We start from the raw sequence: 15,617 nt of genomic DNA on the forward strand, positions 1-15,617 counted from the left end.
CCGCGGCCATGCTTCGCGTGCTCCAGTGCGTCGCGTTATCCGGGCGTTGCTGCGTAGTCAGCGCCACGATAGCCTTGACCTTGCGTGCAGAGATCTTCGGTTTGCGCCCGGGGCGCGTCTGGTCGTGTTCGATATCCGTCGTCCCGCTGGGGGGAGCGGATATGGGCATGGGCGTTTGAATGGAATCACTCCTTCAGCGTTATGGGTTTCGCTGGAGAAGAAGATGCCATTCAGGCGCTCCTCAGGCAAGCGCCGGAACAGAGCGCGATCATCGTTCAACGGACAGCAACATAGATCATTCGGGTGCGTGCCGAGGAATCGCTCGCGGATGATCAGGACAATCTTTTTGCTCCTTTTCCGACCGCAGGTGATGACGCCCGGATATGACATGCCAGCGATGGTGCGTAACATGGGCGCTTCCAAGGGGCGAGGAAGAACCGGAGGAAAGTCGCGCATCACTTTGCTCCCCCGAGTGAAGGGCAGTCCGTCTGAAGTCGAAAAAAGCAGAAAGTTATCGCTGATATCGCGCCGAGCAGGTGGATGAAAGGAACATCACCATGACATTACGCACCTACCGCTACTTTGTATGCCCTAACGGTCACACAGGCGAAGAGTCGCGGTGAAAGAGGGCACGATGTTAAATATGTTTCAGCTGGAGACGTTTGCCGCGGTCGTCGAACATCGACATTTCACCCGGGCCGCGGCTGCGTTGAATATTTCTCGTGGCGCAGCGTCACGTCGGGTCAAACTTCTCGAGGAGTCGCTAGGGACGCTGCTGTTGAGTCGCGAGCCGCCACTCACCCCTACAAAGGCTGGTGAAGACGTTCTGCGTTATTTCATGTCTGTACGACTGTTGCAGGACGAGCTGCTTCGGCGCGTCATGCCAGGAAGCGCGGCTACGACGGCCGTCGCGCTCGCGGTCAATGCAGATTCGCTGGCCACATGGTTCGGACCCGTCGCCCGGGAACTGGCACATCGCCATGTAGCGCTTGAGGTCGTCGTTGACGACCAGGATCATACGCTGGACGCCCTCACACGCGGCGACGTCAAGGGATGCCTGTCCACGCACCGGAAGTCTGTCGACGGTTTCCTGGCCGAACCGGTCGGCCAGATGCGCTATCAGTGCGTGGCGACACCCAAGTTTGTGTCCAAGAATTTTCCCAATGGCGTGACGCTGGCTGATGCGCTCAGGACTACGGCAGTCCTGTTTAACAGGAAGGACGCGCTACATGACGCCTTTCTGGAGTCGCGCTTCGGCGTGTCGGTGGGCAAGTACCTCAAGCATTATTTTCCATCACCGACTGCGCTGCTCGATGCGATACTGGACGACCTCGGGTATGGCCTGGTGCCGGCGTTGCAAGCCGAGCCATTAATTCAGTCCGGCAGACTGGTCGCGCTCGCCCCCGGCCATGACGTGCTGATCGACCTATACTGGCACCACTGGGAGTCGGAGCCCGAGCCCCTCGCGGAGATCAGTGCGCTGGTCGTGGATGCAGCGCGCCGAAGTCTGGGTCAGCCAGGGCTTGAGCAAGCAAGCCGCACGTGACTGGTCCTTGTGATCTGAGGTAGTCGATTCACGCAGCGAGCCTTGCGGGCATTCCGATCTGCAGATTCGGATTTCGCAAAGTGCTTCCCGGCAACGCTGCGTTCTCTGGGATCGCAGCGGGCTATTTTACGACTGCGCACGGCGGCGCAAAAGTTCGACGCGCCATGCAACCAGCACGCAGGCCGACGCGGCCAGTCCCGCAGGAAGTGGAAGCCAGACAGGTATGCTGCTGACGCCTGTGCAACGCACGGCAGTGACCGTCAGTGATGTCGCTGCGCCTGACAGCATCATCAAGGGTGCACAACGCGGTGCAACCTGTCGTCCGGTCTCGTGAAGGACGAACAGTAACCCGATGGCCGCAACATATACGACGTTCAAGGAAACGATCGTCGTTACGATCGCCTGACCGTCACTCGCAATCGCACAGCCGATGGCGATGATCAGTATGCGCGACGCGTGGCCGTGACGGCCAGCAACCGGACGGAGGCCTTCGAGTGCGCAGGCCATCGCACGCGTGACGGCCGTACCCGACCCGAGGGCAGCAAGCAAAATAGCACCGATGCAGAGTGGCCCCATCCCTCCACCAGTCTGTAGCATGATCCACGGGACCGCACTTGCTGCATCCATCAGGCCGAACAGCCTTCCGGCATGGAGCGCTGCGACAACCGTAGCAGCCGGAAGAAACCCCGTCACCATGAGGAATACGCTAGCGAGCGCGCAGCCCAGCCAGGCATCTCGCGGTCGACGCGCCGTGATGACGAACTGCTGATAGTCGGAACCGGTGACAACGAGGAAGCCAATCGCGGCGATGGTAACCACGGTTTCAGCCGGTGGGGCGTTGCCTATCTCGCGAAAGAACGATGGCCATGCATGCAGGTAAACGGACAGTCCGTTCGATTGAATAAGCGCATGCAGGAGCGCGATGTTTGTCCCCATGAGGCAGAAGGCGAACAGCATCGCGGCCATGCCGAGTTCAACGGAAGACATGACCAGCAACGCTGCCGCAATCAAAGCCAGTGCGTGGGTTGCCGGCAGGCCCACCGCGACAAGCACCGCGATACCGCCATGGATCTGGGCGGCCAGCACGCCGGACATCCAGACGAGTGACAGTAGCGCCACAAGCTTGCGCACGGCCGGGCCATAGCGCTCGCCGAAGACGTCCCAGATGAGTTGGCGTCCTCGCCAGAGCGTCGGCGCGGCCAGACCAAGCGCGAGTATGCCGAGCGCCGTGACGATCGCATACAGACTGCCGGCCATCCCGGCATGGACGGCCATTTCGCCGGAGCCGAGCAGGAAGGCGACACCGTAGCTTGCAGAGACCAGCAACGCGGCCACACGGACTGCACCGAGGTTACGCTGCGCCATTTTGGTCTCCCAGACCGATTTCCCATTCGCGTACAACCGCCTCAGGTCCGCGAAAATACGTGTGGCAGACTCTGGCCGCACCAGCGAAGGCGGGCAATGCCAGCAATGCCCGATGCGCGTGAGCCAGGCGGTGATAGGGGATCGACGGAATCAGATGATGCGTGAGGTGGTAGCCGTTGTTGCGCGGATGAATGATCCAGCGCCATAGGCTATCGGAAGAGACGTCGCGCGTGTAATGGAAAATCCCACCCGGACGCAAGCCGAAATGATCACAGAGCTCCCGAAACGTGGTAATCACGTGAAAGACGGTGGCGCGTGCCAGCATCCAGAAGCAGACGAAGTGCCCGGCGACATGAGCTCCCCAGGCGAGTGTAATGGCACCCAGTATGGCCGCCCACCAGGCGATGATGCCACAGAGCTGCAACCAGGTGAGTCGTAACAGACGCACATGCCCGAACGTGGAAGCCAACCACGCGGGCAGTGTGAGCGACACCTTAAAAAATGGCTTGTACCAGCTTTCGCCTGGCTCGGGCCTGACTGCGATGTAGTCGGGATCGAACCGCGGATCGCCCAGCCATGCGTGATGGCGGGCATGGAGCTCACGATAGAGGGCGAGGCTGTTGAGCAGCGCTGGCGCGATGCAAAGACGCGCCAGCGTGTCGTTGATGAAACTCGAGCAGGCGAGGTTGCGGTGTGCAGCATCGTGCAGCAGGTTGCCGAGTGCTCGCTGTCGGTTGCCAATCCAGACGACGACCGCCGGCGCCGACCACCATCCGAAGCGATGCAGCATCAACATCGCAAGCGCGACGCTCGTCCAGTCGAACACAATATCGGAGACAACGTTGAATACGTCAGGCGATGTCATGGTGTGTTGAATTGCGTTCCAATCCGGAAACGCCGAGCGGATGAGATCCTGATCACTTATCACGTCGCGGTGACTCATCAATGACCTCCCATGGGAATGAATGATCGTGCCGCTTGCCGTCACGCACGGACATTAATGCTTGGCGACGAAGAACGACAAACGAGATTTGATCTTAGGAAACCATCGCCCGCGTGGCGCGGCGTTCTGCAAATTTGCACAGCGTTGCGCTATGGAGAGCAGGGACGCGCGCAGCGGGTCATCGCATGTTCGTACTCGGACGCATACGCTCGGGGGGACGCGTTTGATGCGCTTGGGAAAATCCGTGTAAGTGCGTTGGCAACGAGGGCGAGTACCCGCGCGGCGCCGGAAATCCGGCTCGACGGAAATATGCTGTACGTGTCAGTGCTTTCTTTGCCGAGTAGGCGAGCTGATGGCAGGGCTCAGTCAACGGCGGAAAGACGGGAGGCGACGCGTTAGCGTGCAGCGCCGGTATGCGTTGGTCTCGCGCCTATCGACATGGACGCAACGCAACCGCAGTACGCTCTGGACTGGGCGAGCTGCCCATGGTGGCGTGTACAGCGTAGAGCGCGATGCATCGAATGCGCAACGCATGTCAGGTAGATGGAAGTGCAGGGCGAACCTTCATGGTGGTTCGTCGTTGGGCAGTTGCATCGAGATGCTGATCCGCAGCCGGTGGCGCGTATGTGGCGCGATGTCGAGGTCGAGTCGAACCGGCCTATCGGTCAAGGGCGCGTAGACATACTGGAGCACGCCACGATTCCGTAGCACCTCTTCCTCGATCTCCCTGCCTAGCTGTTCCAGTTCTTCACGTAGGTCGTCCAGACGCGCCATCACGGACCTCCTCGACGGATGCTGCGCTTTTGCCCGCGTCGAATGGGCCGGGCAAATGCGGAAAGCCAGAAGCTTAGCGCCGGGCCGCCGCTTGTTGCGCGCTGTTCAACGTTTTTGCCGGTTGTCGACTTCAGCGAAACGTCCTTGTCAGGCGTCCGATCCGCGAGTCTTTCAGGATCTCGTCGGCGCTGTCTCCGAGGAGTTGGCATTGCTCGTAGAGCAGCCCAACGAGCCGTGCCTTTTTCTTGGCATCGAGGGACACTGGAAGGCGTTGCTCGATTCGCTCAACAGCCATTAGCACATTGTCGAGCGTTTTCTGATCGAGCCGATATCGCACATCGCGGTCGAAGATCACATTGCCGTCACCGGTCAGCAGCCAAACAGGGTCAACCGAAAACTGCTCGTACAGGCCGCGCAGCAGTTCAATGGGAATTGCACGCTCGCCACGTTCGTAGTTCGCATAGGCGCGCAGTGACAGTCCGAGCTGACGGGCCATCTTGTCCTGGGATAGCTCAAGATGTTCGCGCACCTGCGCGACGCGCTGATGGTAGTTCCCGTGATCGGTGGTGCTTGACATGTTGACCTCGCATTCCTACGATGATTTTGTACCTCAATTATAGGAACGTTCGAGTAATGGACAAGACTAGACGTGCCTGTACAAAAACAGCAGGCGGTGGACCCGTGAGGCTTTTTCTCTTCGCGGAGGCAGAGTGACGAGCAGGCGGTTTTACACGCTGGAAGAAATCGCGCGCGAGCTGCATATCGCGCCTGCGACCGCGCGTAACCGCCTGACGCTGGGGTTGCCGATGCCTCCGTCGATACGTGTGGGTCGCCGTCGTCTCTTTCCCGTGGACGAGTATGAAAACTGGATTGCTTCGCAATTGACGCGCTCCGAGGGTAGCGACACCGCCGCTGACGTCGACAATGGTCAACGTGGCCCGTCCCACGAACCAACGTAGTTCAGCACTTTCCCTTTCTTCAACTGCTCCTTTGCTCAACCGATGACGCTGTACTGGATATCCGACCGTGCCGGCTGTTATCTCCTTCGTCTCCACCAAGGGCGGCGTCGGTAAGACGACCGTCGCCGCCAATCTGGGCGGCTTGCTCGCAGCCTTCGGCCTGAAGGTCCTCGCGATCGATGCAGATGTCCAGCCGAGTCTAAGCAAGTTTTTTCCCGTCCATTACCGTTCACCCCGTGGCCTGAGTGCTGTTGTGACCTCCGGCGGCAACCCGGCCGCGGACTGCATCAGCCGGACGATCTTTTCCAATCTCGATCTCATCTACTCCGATACACCGGACGCGGAACTCCAAGCGTGGCTCAACCGCCGCGAGGACCGGCTCATGATTCTGCGCCGGGCGATGCGAAGCCCGCTGATGGAAGCGTATGACGTCGTCTTGATCGATACGCAGGGCGCTGTGGGCGAGCTACAGAAGTCTGCGGCAATGGCCGCGGACGTCATGGTTTCGCCCGTGAAGCCCGATTCGTTGAGCGCCGCCGAGTTCGCTACAGGGACGATCGCGATGCTCGACGATCTCAACCGGCTTGCCGATTTCGGCGAACTGTTCCGCTCGGGCGATCTGCTCGCGCTGATCAACGCACATGAGCGCACAACCAACGCGAGGGCCCTCGCGGCGGTTCTTCGACAGCGGTTCTCTGACCATCCGAAAGTCAGGGTGCTCGACACGGTTATACCGTCGGCCGCAGCTTATGCCGCAGCCGCAACAGCACGCGTTCCTGCTCACGATTTCGATCGTCGTCGGAGTTTCGGGAACTCGGCCTGGAACGTCATGCACCGTCTCGCGTGGGAGCTATTCCCATCGCTGTCGAATGTGTATGCGGGTTCACGTGCACGTATGATCGAATGCCCACTGACCGCTGACAGCGCGCACGGGGCGATCGCATGAGCACATCAGGGCAAGCGACCAACGAGGCGCGGGAACTCCTTGCCGCACGGCGCCTAGACGTGCTGTCGCCCGGGCCGCAATCGCCCGAGCCGCAGTTCGCGTCGGTGATCCGCCTCAAGATAACCGACGTGATGGTCTACGAGCGCAATCCGCGGCGCGCGTCGCACGAGCGCATCGCCGAGCTGAAGGAATCCATTCGCGCGAATGGTATCGAACAGATCGTGACCGTCACGCGCCGTCCTGGCGAGACGCGTTATCTGGTGGCCAAGGGCGGCAACTCGCGTGTGACGGCGGCGACCGCTCTCTACGACGAAACACGCGACGAACGCTTTCTTCACTACGACTTCGTCTATGTGCCGTGGCCCGGCGAGGCAAAGCTGTTGGCGGCACACCTGCGAGAGAACGATCAGCGCGCGGACCTGTGCTTTTGGGACAAGGCTAACGGATATCTTGCGCTGAAGGCCGACCTCGAAGCCGAACGCGGAGCAACGCTGTCGCTGCGCGAGTTCTCGCGGCTGCTTGAACAGGAGGGCGCTTCGGTGAGCCATGTGCTTCTCTCGCTGTTCCAGTTCGCGGTTGACCGTCTGTCGGCGCTTGGACCGGCCACGTTGTACCTGAGCCGGCGCGCCCTGGTGGATGTGATCCAGCCGGGTATGGGCGCGATGCTGCGGCTGGCCAAGCGGTTGGGTCTGGACGATCGCTGGATGCAGGAGCGCGTGATAGACCCGGAACTGGTCCAGATTGCGATGGCGTGCAGCTCCGATCGAATCGTGGAAGCGGCCGGCGCGCCGGAGGAGCGGACACCGTTTGACGCCGCACAGTTGGTGAGTGCCTGGCGCCGGCGCTTTGCAGGCGAGCTTGGCGTCGGTGGCGACGCGCTCGACCAGATGTGTCATCTGCTTGAGCACATGCCCAACGTCTCTGGAGATGACCTGCGTGAGGTAGGTCGTCTGCCGGTGCAAACGAGCAATTCACCATCTGCCGCATCGGTTGTAAAGCAAAACGATCCACGGATCATGCAGGGCGGATCCGGGAGGCATTTCGACGATCAGATGAAGTTGCCGGACAGTCGCGGCACGCCTGCCGCGCCTCCGGATGCCGCCGAGCAGCGGCCAGCCGGGTCCACCAGCGAGCCATACGGGCGCCACAGTGAGTCGCATGGGGAATCAACGCAGGTCGCCGATGCCGGTCAGCGGGTGTCGCAGGCTGCGTCTGGTACTGGTGAGGCTAACGAGGACGAGCTCTTTCAAGAAACAGTGCTCGCCTTCGCACGGACCTGTGGTCTCGACGGCTGCATTCGCGACGCGCCAAGCCTGCCTTATGGGTTCATGGTCGAGCTACCACCTCCAAGCAAATTGCATTTTTCGCTCGACACCGAAGCGCAGGGTGACGAAGGCGCACTGAACCGGTATCTCGGTTGGTGGTGGCTCGTCAGCCTTTCAAGGCAAAACACAGCATCAGGGCTCGAGCGCGTGCCCCGGGACAGTCTATATGCGCAGATAGCTCGCGACGAAGACTCGTGGAACCGCGCTTGTGACACTAGCATCGGCGAGCCGCTGCTTGCGGACCGTATGGACGTGATGTTCGATGTAATGCTCAATCCGGATCGCCCGATCGGTCAATGGTGGTCTGAGTTGATCCGCGTTGCACGCGCTTTCCGCGCAGCGCACCCTGATCGCTTCGCGTCGCCGGGCTGGCCAGAACTCGCTGCTGACGAGCGACTTCAGCGGGGAGGGCCCTGATGGACGAGCCTCTCTTACCTGTTGAAAGTGCGGCTCTGGAGCATGTCGTGCTCCTGGAGCTGATCGCCTATTCGCGCCTCCAGGTTCAGCGGGGGAATCCGCGTAATGAGGACCACAAAGTTTCATGTGAAACGAAGTCGTGCCAGAAGTCGCTCGTCTTGCGGTCACCAGATTCTCTGCCGGACGTAATACGGCGCGTGCTGGGCGACAGCCGTGCGCCGGCACTCAGGCGCGATCTGCTCGCCTCTGGCGCGTTGCGCGTCTTTGTCGACACCCGCGCGCTGCAGCGCCGATGTGAGCTGATCGAGCGGCAGTGGCGAGACGAATTCCTGCTGCGTGCCTTTGTCGAAAGGCAGGCCAGCCTCCCGATGGTCCGTGCGTTTTTCCGCACGGCTACGCGCGCGGCCATTGTCCGCTTGCGAAGTGAACTGGGTGTGGCCGCACCTACCAAACCCCGCGCGCTGCCGCCTTCCGAACTCAATGCGTTGTTTGATGTGTGGGCGCAGCTGCTGACCATCGACGATCTTCGCGAACGATATCTGGCTCTACACGCGCGTTGTCAGGCGCGATGGTCACTTGCCACGCTTTTCGCCGCGCTTCAACCGGAGACCAGGAAGTCCCGGGGGGCGTGCCGCCCTGCGAATTCCTTTTCACAGGAGCTTCTCCATGTACGACATGCGACTTGATCCGGAAGGCAACTTGCTGCCGGGAAAGACTTGGTCCGATTCACCGGGACTGCCGCCCGCCGAATCAGAGTTCATCCTCTCGATGCTTGACATGCCCGTCACGATCGACCGGTGCTTCATTGAAATTTGCGACGATCTGGCCGCCGCCGCGATGCTGACGGAACTCTCGACGATCGAGAGCGAAACGGGGCGCAGGGACGCCTGGCTGCCGGTGGCACCCGACGAGTTCGGACGCAGACTCGCGCTGTCGCACCGACAGCAGCGGGCCGCACGGCGCCTGCTTCGCGCGAAGGGCGTGGTTGCGCACCGCTCTCGAAAGACTGTGAAGACGCCGCCTATCGATGAGTTTCGCATCCTGTGGCCGGTGGTGATGATGCTCATGCGTCAGAAGGCCGAGGAGCGCACGGCCCATATCGTCTGGCCACCGCAGCGTCCGCAACAGCTGGAGCAGGTGCTGCCATGATGCCCGGAAGCCATCCCTATATCGTTGAGTTCGAGGCAATGTGGGTCATGCTGAGACCCTACCGGCCCATTGCCTTCGGGACGCGCCTTGCCCGCATCACGGGTCATCCGAAGGACGCGATGCTGCTCTCGCAGCTTGTCTACTGGACGCGGCGTGGCCGCGACGTCGAGGCCAACGGTGGGTGGGTCCATAAGACGCGCGAGCACTGGCTTCTCGAGACCGGACTCTCGCGCGAGGAGCAGGAGAATGCGCGGCGCCGCTTGCGGAACAGAAAGCTGCTGATGGAGTGGCGCGGTGGTCAGCCGGCGCGGTTGCATTACCGCCTGGAGGTGGAGGCGATATCCGATGCGGTACGGTTGAATTGCCGGCTGGTCGGTGCGCTGCCGTGGTCGATCGAGGCGATCCGCTCGGACGAGTATGCGATGCAGGAAATGCTTGGGCCGACGGTGGCGTACCGGCGCATTTTCGTCGACCTGGTTGGCAACGTGAACGCCGCGCTGTTGCTCTCGCGGATGGTCCAACTGCAGCGCCGCGAGGCCGATCGTCAATGTACCTGGTTCACGCTTACAGCCACCGAGTGGCAGCGCACGCTGGGACTGAACCGACGTCAGCTCGAAAATGCCAGGGCTCGGCTGGTGCGCCAGGGCCTTATCCGCGAATTGATGCGTCACCGCACCGGCAGGCGTGTGTTCACCCAGATCAATGCGGTAGAAGTGAAGCGTCAGCTCGAACGTCTGGTGTCGGGCGGTGACATGCGGCAGCGACTCGCGACGCGCAAGAGTCTGCTCGCGCAGTGTCTCAATGCCGAAGACGAACGGCCTGTGACTGCGATGCCGCAGGCTGTTACCCCGGGTAACAGCGCCGATATTAGCGTGCCGTCATGTGCAGCCCGCCATCCGCCGCTTACATGCGACGACAGCGGGGCGTGGCCAAACTCGCCAACTGGAAGTCCCCGGCTTGACATGATCCCCTGCACCGCCTTCTTACCGTTGGCGGGTTTGATCCATTACCGATGGCGACAAACGTGCGTTCCTGACGCGCGCGTATACAGGGGGATTACATACCGGACTACGACAACCACCGGTCTTATGCATTCGCATTCGTCAGGCAACGGCATCAAGGTAGTTGTGGGCATCGATCTGAAAGGGTCTCACCTACCCGACGCGGAGAGTGCGGGCCTGGTCTGGCCAGCCGTGGTCGCTCAGAGCGAACGGGAACTGGTCGCGTCGCACCTCGCGTGCATTCCCACTGCAGACCGCCAATTGCTGCTCGACGAGATGGCCGCGAGCCACAGGCACCAGCCGGTCCAACTGCCGGTGGCCTACATCGCGAGTCTCGTGCGGCGCTATCTTGCGGGCGAGTTCGTACCCACGAGGGCGCATCTGGAACGGGCTGCGCGAGAACGGGCCGCTCGTATGCAGCTTGCCGAAGCAACCGCAATGTCGGAGCGCAGCAACGGCGATGTCGAATCGCCGGTTTCGACACGCGAGGCCGCACGCTCGCATCTGGCGACAATCCGCGACGCGCTGCGTGCTCGATCGGCACGACAGATGGCTTGCCATGTGTGATCGGCGCCATCCCCTCTGCGCGGTCGAGTGCGTGATACGTCCACGCATGGTTGTTACCCCGGGTAACAGCAACCGCCTATGTCGAAGTGAGCAGCGACGTGTTACCCCGGGGTAACACGGCTGCCGTCACCATCTTCGCTGGCTGAAGGTCTGTTTCAAGGAGCCCTTTCATGGATATGTCGTCTGCCGATAGTCACCACGCTGATCCATCCATCGATGCTTTCTCGCGCTCATATTCGTCGCCCTTTGCCGACGGCTACGACCTCGACGCGGAGCGGACGGTCCTCGCGCATCTGATCGCTGAGGACGATCCAGATCCCGCCGATCCGCTGTTCGGCCGCTATCAGCTCTTTCTCGAGCGCGAGGAAGCGTTCGATCACATGCAGCAAGCGCACACTCTGCGACAGGGGAGTGATCCGCTGGTGCGGCCGCACGAGGCGCAGGCAATCGGCCGCATCGGGCAGCTTGGTAGTGACGGTGCCGACCGCATGCGGCTGCATACTCGCGATGCAATGCGGCTCTTTCTCGGGCGCTCGGTCGCGCCTGGTGAACAGGGACACGCGATGGCGGGTGGCCGGCGCGTCGCTGCTGCACTGCGCGCCTTATGGTCGCTGTCCGGCAACGACAATCCCTACGCCGACTGGAAGCTCGTCGAGATCGCAGAACGCATCGCCGGCATCCGGCACGCCAACGAGCTGGAGCAACAGCATGCCCGCCAGTTGCTCGACGCCGCGCGTGAAAAAGGCCTCGAATATTCCGTGCTGCAATCGCGTGAGCCGGCGCAGGTGTCGCTCGGTTTTGGTTCGCCTTACGGCTACATGATCGTGATGCTGCTGGTCGAACTCGACTACCTGGTGCGCCTCGTCCGCTCGACGGTACTGCGCGACTTGATGTCGTCGACCGAAGGTTTCCGGCGCATCGGCGCGGCGAAGCACCGATGCCTGTCCGTGTTCCACTTCGCAGTGCACTGCCAGCGGGTGCTGACGCGCTCCGAACTGCTGCCGCTTTCGCGCCTCGACTTCCTGCCGAACGCGGATGCTGCCGCAGCGAAGCGGGTCGAGGCGACGCGGGCACTGCTCGGCGTGCTGCCGCGCGATGTGTTCACCGGCGAACGCGAACCACGTCACAGCCGGCGGCGCGTGAGCCGCCTGTCGGACGCGGAACTGCGGCTGCTCGACAGTGTGCCGCTGTCCAGGGACGATGCGATCGCGGCCACTGCGGCAGACGCACTGGTGCAATGATGGGCGTGAGGACTGCGGCAATGACGGATCGCACTTCAGATCTGGATCGACATGGAAAGGCCTTTAAGGGTAAGGGGGCGGGTGTGGGTCGACCCGCGACGGCATTGCCGGTATCGCGGGTCGCGGGCCAGGCGGGATTTCGCGTGCTGCTGCGCTCGTACGAACACTGGCTCGAGGAGACGGTGAACGAGATGCAGACTCTGGCACTGGAGACCGCAACCGCGGGGCTCGATGTATCGCTGCGCTGCGTGCGCGTTGCGCTGGCGAGCGGGGCGACGCGCCACCGACTCGACTGGTTCGTTCGCGGCGAGCCGCATGCGGTCGCGTGGGCGCGCGTAAAGGCCTGTTTCAACCGCGTTCCGGCGCCACTGCGCCCATACCTGCAGCAGTGTAATGCGCGCGCGAAAGAGCTCAACGCATTGGAGTCGGTTTTCCGTTATGCGACGAGCCAGCTCACGATGTATCTGGAACACGGCACAGTCAAGGTTCGGAGGACCGATGACGTATGAACCAGCAGCAGGGCCCCCTGGCGTTGAGCCGATTGGGGCTTATTCGGCTGAGGCCGAGCGGCGATTCAAAAAAAAGGCAGTGGACAGCGTGCTCGATTCGCAGGGGCAATCCCTTGATGAATGGAGTCCACCATGGGCATCTATGCAGAACTGGTCGGCAACGTGCTGGTGTCGCCGACGATGAAACAGGTCAATACTGCCAGCGGCGCGCGCCGCATTGTCGAGCTGCGCGTCATGTCTGCCAGTTACCGGCGGCTCGACGACGGTTCGCTGGAGCAGCGAGACGGGCGAACGTTTCCGGTCGACGTGACGATCTGGAACGAGCGGCTGACCGAGCGCGTCCTGCAACACATCCGCACCGGCGCGAGCGTGGTCGTGCGGGGCGACTTCTACGTCAGTCCGTGGATCAACCGCGACAACGAGCCAGACGCCGGCGCGCATATCGACGCGGAGTCCATTTCGCTGAATCTCGTACGCATCGATCAGGTGGTGTATCGGCCGCGTCAGGTGCGCGAGTCCGATGCACCCGCACAGGACGAAGGCGCGAGTGAGCCAGCCGACCCTCCCGACGGCGAAGCGGAGGAATCCACGTCGGGCGACGAACCAGGCACGCCGCCGGATCACGCGGACTCCGATGCGGCTACCTCTGGCCAGCCTGCAGGTCGGCATTCGCGTCGCGCGGCGCGAGTCACGGCCGAGTAGCTTGCACCTTCGTCGATGTCATGCGCGAGCGCATCGTTGGCCGCGCGTGACTTCTAGGCTGGGGTATGGCGGAGGACACGAAAATGAACGACGTCAGCTCGCCGGCCATGCCGGACGTTGAGGAACTGCGGATGCTGCAGGCGCTGGTGCATGAGGGCGCAGCGCTAGCGCGCCACGGGCGGTACGTTGCGCGGTTTCATGGATGGATCGTCGAGGTCTCGCGCGTTGGTCGCTGCAACGCGACTAGCTTTGCGCCGGTCATTGTCGAAATCCGCTGCCGCCATGGCGAATTACTCGAGCGCACCTGTCTGGTAGTTGACGACCGCGCTGACAACGAGACGGGAGGATGAGGGTGCTTGTGTCATCGCAGGATCGATGTTTTCACGCTGGAGGTTGCCGCGCGATTGTCACGTTGATGCAGACCGCCGTGACCGTCCATATGCGATGCTGCGGCTATCGGCTTGCCATATCGGGTCCGTCGAATCGGCGAGAGAGGGCTTGTGCGATCAGCTGTCTTCGCGGTACGGTACGCGGATCGATTTGCGGTAGCGGCCGTCCGCGTAGCCGACTACGTAATATCGTGCCATCTTATTTTGCACTGACGGAAGGAGAATGTATGAACAAGCAGGAATTGATTGATGCGGTCGCGTCTGCAACGGGCTCGAGCAAGGCCATCGCGGGCGAGGCCATCGATGCTGTGATCGGTGCGATCACGGAGGCGGTGGTCAAGGGTGATACGGTGCAACTAATCGGATTTGGCTCGTTCAGTCAGGGCGAGCGTGCGGCGCGCACGGGCCGCAATCCGTCGACCGGTGAGGAGATCAGCATCGCCGCCGCGAAAACGGTGAAGTTCACCGCGGGCAAGGGCTTCAAGGACGCGGTCAACGGCGGCGCACGGTAGAGAGTTGTCCCATAACGGGTTACCTGGAGCGCGGTTGCTTCGCCGGTGCCGCTACCTGATATACGGCGCGAGCACCTTGCCGACGAAAGCGAAGGCTGCACTCGGCTCGAACTGTTCCCGAAGTCGTGCGTTGAGTGCATCGCGGGAAGCGCTGTCCACGCAGGCCGCATCGGTGAGCGCCGCATAGGCATCGAGCACATCTGCCGACGTAATTTCGTATCCTGCACCGGCGTCGATCCAGCGCAGTGCGGCCATGCCGCAGGTCATCGCGAACGCTGGCTGCCGCTGCGCGAACTCGCGTGCTGCTCGAATCAGGGTGCGCGGATCGGTCGGGCTCGCCTGGATGAGCGACGTCGCCAGATCGAAGAGTCCCGCGTCCTTCGCAGCCGCAAACCATTTGCCTTCGGAACCGGGCTCGCTTTCGATCAGATCCTGCAGAATTGCCGCCTGCGATCGCCCGGGATACTTCTTCACGATGGCCCGGAAGGTCGCGAGATACGTCCCTGCGCGGTTAGCGGCGATGGCATATCGCTGGTAGGCTTCGTCTGTCATGCCGCTGGCGAGCACGATCGACTCGCAGGCGAGGGCGATCGCGCTTTCCGGCGCATGGGCGCTACGCGACTGCTCGGCGTAACGCAGCGCCTCTGCAGGCCGGCCGAGCGCCACTAGCGCCTTGACGCCCCATTGTCGGTAGCCCCACCATGTCATGCGCGACGAGTCGATCAACGCGAGCAGTTCGTCGAATCGTTGCGCGACGTAGAGCGCACTCATGCACGCGGTCGTCCCGACAAAAAATCCACCCTGTCCGTCAGGGCCGATCACATGCGCCGTAATGGGCAGCAACCTGTCCGCCCATGCGGATGCCATATCCGGTGCTGCACAAAGTTCGCCCCACGCATCGGCGAGGCGCTCGATATACGGTATCTGGTCTTCCTGCAACGCCTCAAAGAGACGTTCCAGCCACGCCTGTCTGATTGTGGAATCAACTTTGGCAGCCGCAATCAGGGGAGCCAGTGCATCGATGGCCCGATTGACCGCGGTGCCGATCGCCCCGGACGAACTGTCGACCTGTTCCAGGGCGGGAGACAGTTTTTCGAGCAGGAGCACCGCACCTTCGGCGGCAAGGATGGCGTCGGAGCGCGCCACCAGCCGGATTTCGACGACCGCTTCCTTCAGGCGCTGGATCGGCAGCGCGGATTTCCAGCCGAAGGCGTTGCGCCGGAAACGGGCGGCGAAGGACCATCGATGTGAGTTCGTATGTGACATCCGCGA

16 protein-coding genes and 1 pseudogene are annotated in these 15,617 nt (G+C 62.1%); 11 read left to right on the top strand and 6 right to left on the bottom strand.

What is annotated here, in order from left to right; all coding sequences use genetic code 11:
* Positions 1-145: pseudogene (locus C9I57_RS26795) on the bottom strand (IS630 family transposase); the annotation flags it as partial.
* 489 nt (positions 146-634) lie between these two features.
* Between C9I57_RS26795 and C9I57_RS26800 the strand changes: the two are divergent.
* The gene (locus tag C9I57_RS26800) at positions 635-1,546 is read left to right on the top strand and encodes an HTH-type transcriptional regulator ArgP (RefSeq protein ID WP_107153732.1); all 912 of its coding nucleotides are present in this window, start codon (positions 635-637) and stop codon (positions 1,544-1,546) included.
* Between the two features lie 126 nt (positions 1,547-1,672).
* Here the strand turns inward: C9I57_RS26800 and C9I57_RS26805 are convergent, their stop codons facing one another.
* The 4 genes from C9I57_RS26805 to C9I57_RS26820 all read right to left on the bottom strand — a co-directional run bounded on the left by C9I57_RS26805 (position 1,673) and on the right by C9I57_RS26820 (position 5,205).
* The gene (locus C9I57_RS26805; protein WP_107153616.1) at positions 1,673-2,911 is read right to left on the bottom strand and encodes a sodium:solute symporter; all 1,239 of its coding nucleotides are present in this window, start codon (positions 2,909-2,911) and stop codon (positions 1,673-1,675) included.
* Positions 2,898-3,854, bottom strand: coding sequence for a fatty acid desaturase family protein (locus tag C9I57_RS26810; RefSeq protein WP_107153617.1), 957 nt, complete (start codon positions 3,852-3,854; stop codon positions 2,898-2,900). Before C9I57_RS26810 ends, C9I57_RS26805 begins: the two co-directional genes overlap by 14 nt.
* Before the next feature lie 564 nt (positions 3,855-4,418).
* On the bottom strand, positions 4,419-4,628 hold the full coding sequence (locus C9I57_RS26815; protein WP_107153618.1) for a hypothetical protein: 210 nt from the start codon (positions 4,626-4,628) through the stop codon (positions 4,419-4,421).
* A 130-nt stretch (positions 4,629-4,758) separates the two neighbouring features.
* Positions 4,759-5,205 carry a helix-turn-helix domain-containing protein gene (locus tag C9I57_RS26820; protein WP_107153619.1) on the bottom strand — a complete coding sequence of 149 codons (447 nt, stop codon included), beginning with the start codon at positions 5,203-5,205 and terminating at the stop codon, positions 4,759-4,761.
* 449 nt (positions 5,206-5,654) lie between these two features.
* Between C9I57_RS26820 and C9I57_RS26830 the strand changes: the two genes are divergently transcribed.
* The 10 genes from C9I57_RS26830 (at position 5,655) to C9I57_RS33410 (ending at position 14,345) form a co-directional block, all read left to right on the top strand.
* Positions 5,655-6,533, top strand: coding sequence for a ParA family protein (locus C9I57_RS26830; RefSeq protein WP_107153621.1), 879 nt, complete (start codon positions 5,655-5,657; stop codon positions 6,531-6,533).
* Between the two features lie 59 nt (positions 6,534-6,592).
* Complete coding sequence (locus C9I57_RS26835; protein WP_258187834.1) at positions 6,593-8,275, top strand: ParB family protein; 1,683 nt, start codon at positions 6,593-6,595, stop codon at positions 8,273-8,275.
* Positions 8,275-8,961, top strand: coding sequence for a hypothetical protein (locus tag C9I57_RS26840; RefSeq protein WP_107153623.1), 687 nt, complete (start codon positions 8,275-8,277; stop codon positions 8,959-8,961). The genes C9I57_RS26835 and C9I57_RS26840 overlap by 1 nt, the downstream gene beginning before the upstream one ends.
* Positions 8,942-9,424, top strand: coding sequence for a hypothetical protein (locus C9I57_RS26845; RefSeq protein ID WP_107153624.1), 483 nt, complete (start codon positions 8,942-8,944; stop codon positions 9,422-9,424). The genes C9I57_RS26840 and C9I57_RS26845 overlap by 20 nt, the downstream gene beginning before the upstream one ends.
* The gene (locus C9I57_RS26850) at positions 9,421-10,992 is read left to right on the top strand and encodes a hypothetical protein (RefSeq protein WP_107153625.1); all 1,572 of its coding nucleotides are present in this window, start codon (positions 9,421-9,423) and stop codon (positions 10,990-10,992) included. The genes C9I57_RS26845 and C9I57_RS26850 overlap by 4 nt, the downstream gene beginning before the upstream one ends.
* 170 nt (positions 10,993-11,162) lie before the next feature.
* Positions 11,163-12,233 carry a PFL_4669 family integrating conjugative element protein gene (locus C9I57_RS26855; RefSeq protein WP_107153626.1) on the top strand — a complete coding sequence of 357 codons (1,071 nt, stop codon included), beginning with the start codon at positions 11,163-11,165 and terminating at the stop codon, positions 12,231-12,233.
* A gap of 83 nt (positions 12,234-12,316) precedes the next feature.
* The gene (locus tag C9I57_RS26860) at positions 12,317-12,742 is read left to right on the top strand and encodes a hypothetical protein (protein ID WP_258187835.1); all 426 of its coding nucleotides are present in this window, start codon (positions 12,317-12,319) and stop codon (positions 12,740-12,742) included.
* Positions 12,743-12,874: 132 nt separating this feature from the next.
* A complete protein-coding gene (locus C9I57_RS26865) occupies positions 12,875-13,444 on the top strand; it encodes a single-stranded DNA-binding protein (protein ID WP_107153627.1) in 570 nt (189 codons plus the stop codon).
* 83 nt (positions 13,445-13,527) lie between these two features.
* Complete coding sequence (locus tag C9I57_RS26870; protein WP_258187836.1) at positions 13,528-13,794, top strand: hypothetical protein; 267 nt, start codon at positions 13,528-13,530, stop codon at positions 13,792-13,794.
* An 89-nt stretch (positions 13,795-13,883) separates the two neighbouring features.
* Positions 13,884-14,345 carry an HU family DNA-binding protein gene (locus tag C9I57_RS33410; RefSeq protein WP_258187850.1) on the top strand — a complete coding sequence of 154 codons (462 nt, stop codon included), beginning with the start codon at positions 13,884-13,886 and terminating at the stop codon, positions 14,343-14,345.
* A gap of 51 nt (positions 14,346-14,396) precedes the next feature.
* Here C9I57_RS33410 and C9I57_RS26880 read toward each other — a convergent pair whose 3' ends face one another.
* Positions 14,397-15,611 (bottom strand): hypothetical protein, encoded by a 1,215-nt coding sequence (locus tag C9I57_RS26880; protein WP_107153630.1) that lies wholly within the window; start codon positions 15,609-15,611, stop codon positions 14,397-14,399.
* Positions 15,612-15,617 lie beyond the last annotated feature (6 nt).

It is taken from the genome of Trinickia symbiotica (genome assembly GCF_003028655.1).
Lineage (GTDB): Bacteria > Pseudomonadota > Gammaproteobacteria > Burkholderiales > Burkholderiaceae > Trinickia > Trinickia symbiotica_A.

Bases quoted from the DNA above. Each gene is read 5' to 3' on its own strand.
- C9I57_RS26800 (WP_107153732.1), top strand. From the start codon at position 635: ATGTTAAATATGTTTCAGCTGGAGACGTTTGCCGCGGTCGTCGAACAT.
- C9I57_RS26805 (WP_107153616.1), bottom strand. From the start codon at position 2,911: ATGGCGCAGCGTAACCTCGGTGCAGTCCGTGTGGCCGCGTTGCTGGTC.
- C9I57_RS26810 (WP_107153617.1), bottom strand. From the start codon at position 3,854: ATGAGTCACCGCGACGTGATAAGTGATCAGGATCTCATCCGCTCGGCG.
- C9I57_RS26815 (WP_107153618.1), bottom strand. From the start codon at position 4,628: ATGGCGCGTCTGGACGACCTACGTGAAGAACTGGAACAGCTAGGCAGG.
- C9I57_RS26820 (WP_107153619.1), bottom strand. From the start codon at position 5,205: ATGTCAAGCACCACCGATCACGGGAACTACCATCAGCGCGTCGCGCAG.
- C9I57_RS26840 (WP_107153623.1), top strand. From the start codon at position 8,275: ATGGACGAGCCTCTCTTACCTGTTGAAAGTGCGGCTCTGGAGCATGTC.
- C9I57_RS26845 (WP_107153624.1), top strand. From the start codon at position 8,942: ATGTACGACATGCGACTTGATCCGGAAGGCAACTTGCTGCCGGGAAAG.
- C9I57_RS26850 (WP_107153625.1), top strand. From the start codon at position 9,421: ATGATGCCCGGAAGCCATCCCTATATCGTTGAGTTCGAGGCAATGTGG.
- C9I57_RS26855 (WP_107153626.1), top strand. From the start codon at position 11,163: ATGGATATGTCGTCTGCCGATAGTCACCACGCTGATCCATCCATCGAT.
- C9I57_RS26865 (WP_107153627.1), top strand. From the start codon at position 12,875: ATGGGCATCTATGCAGAACTGGTCGGCAACGTGCTGGTGTCGCCGACG.
- C9I57_RS26870 (WP_258187836.1), top strand. From the start codon at position 13,528: ATGAACGACGTCAGCTCGCCGGCCATGCCGGACGTTGAGGAACTGCGG.
- C9I57_RS33410 (WP_258187850.1), top strand. From the start codon at position 13,884: ATGCGATGCTGCGGCTATCGGCTTGCCATATCGGGTCCGTCGAATCGG.
- C9I57_RS26880 (WP_107153630.1), bottom strand. From the start codon at position 15,611: ATGTCACATACGAACTCACATCGATGGTCCTTCGCCGCCCGTTTCCGG.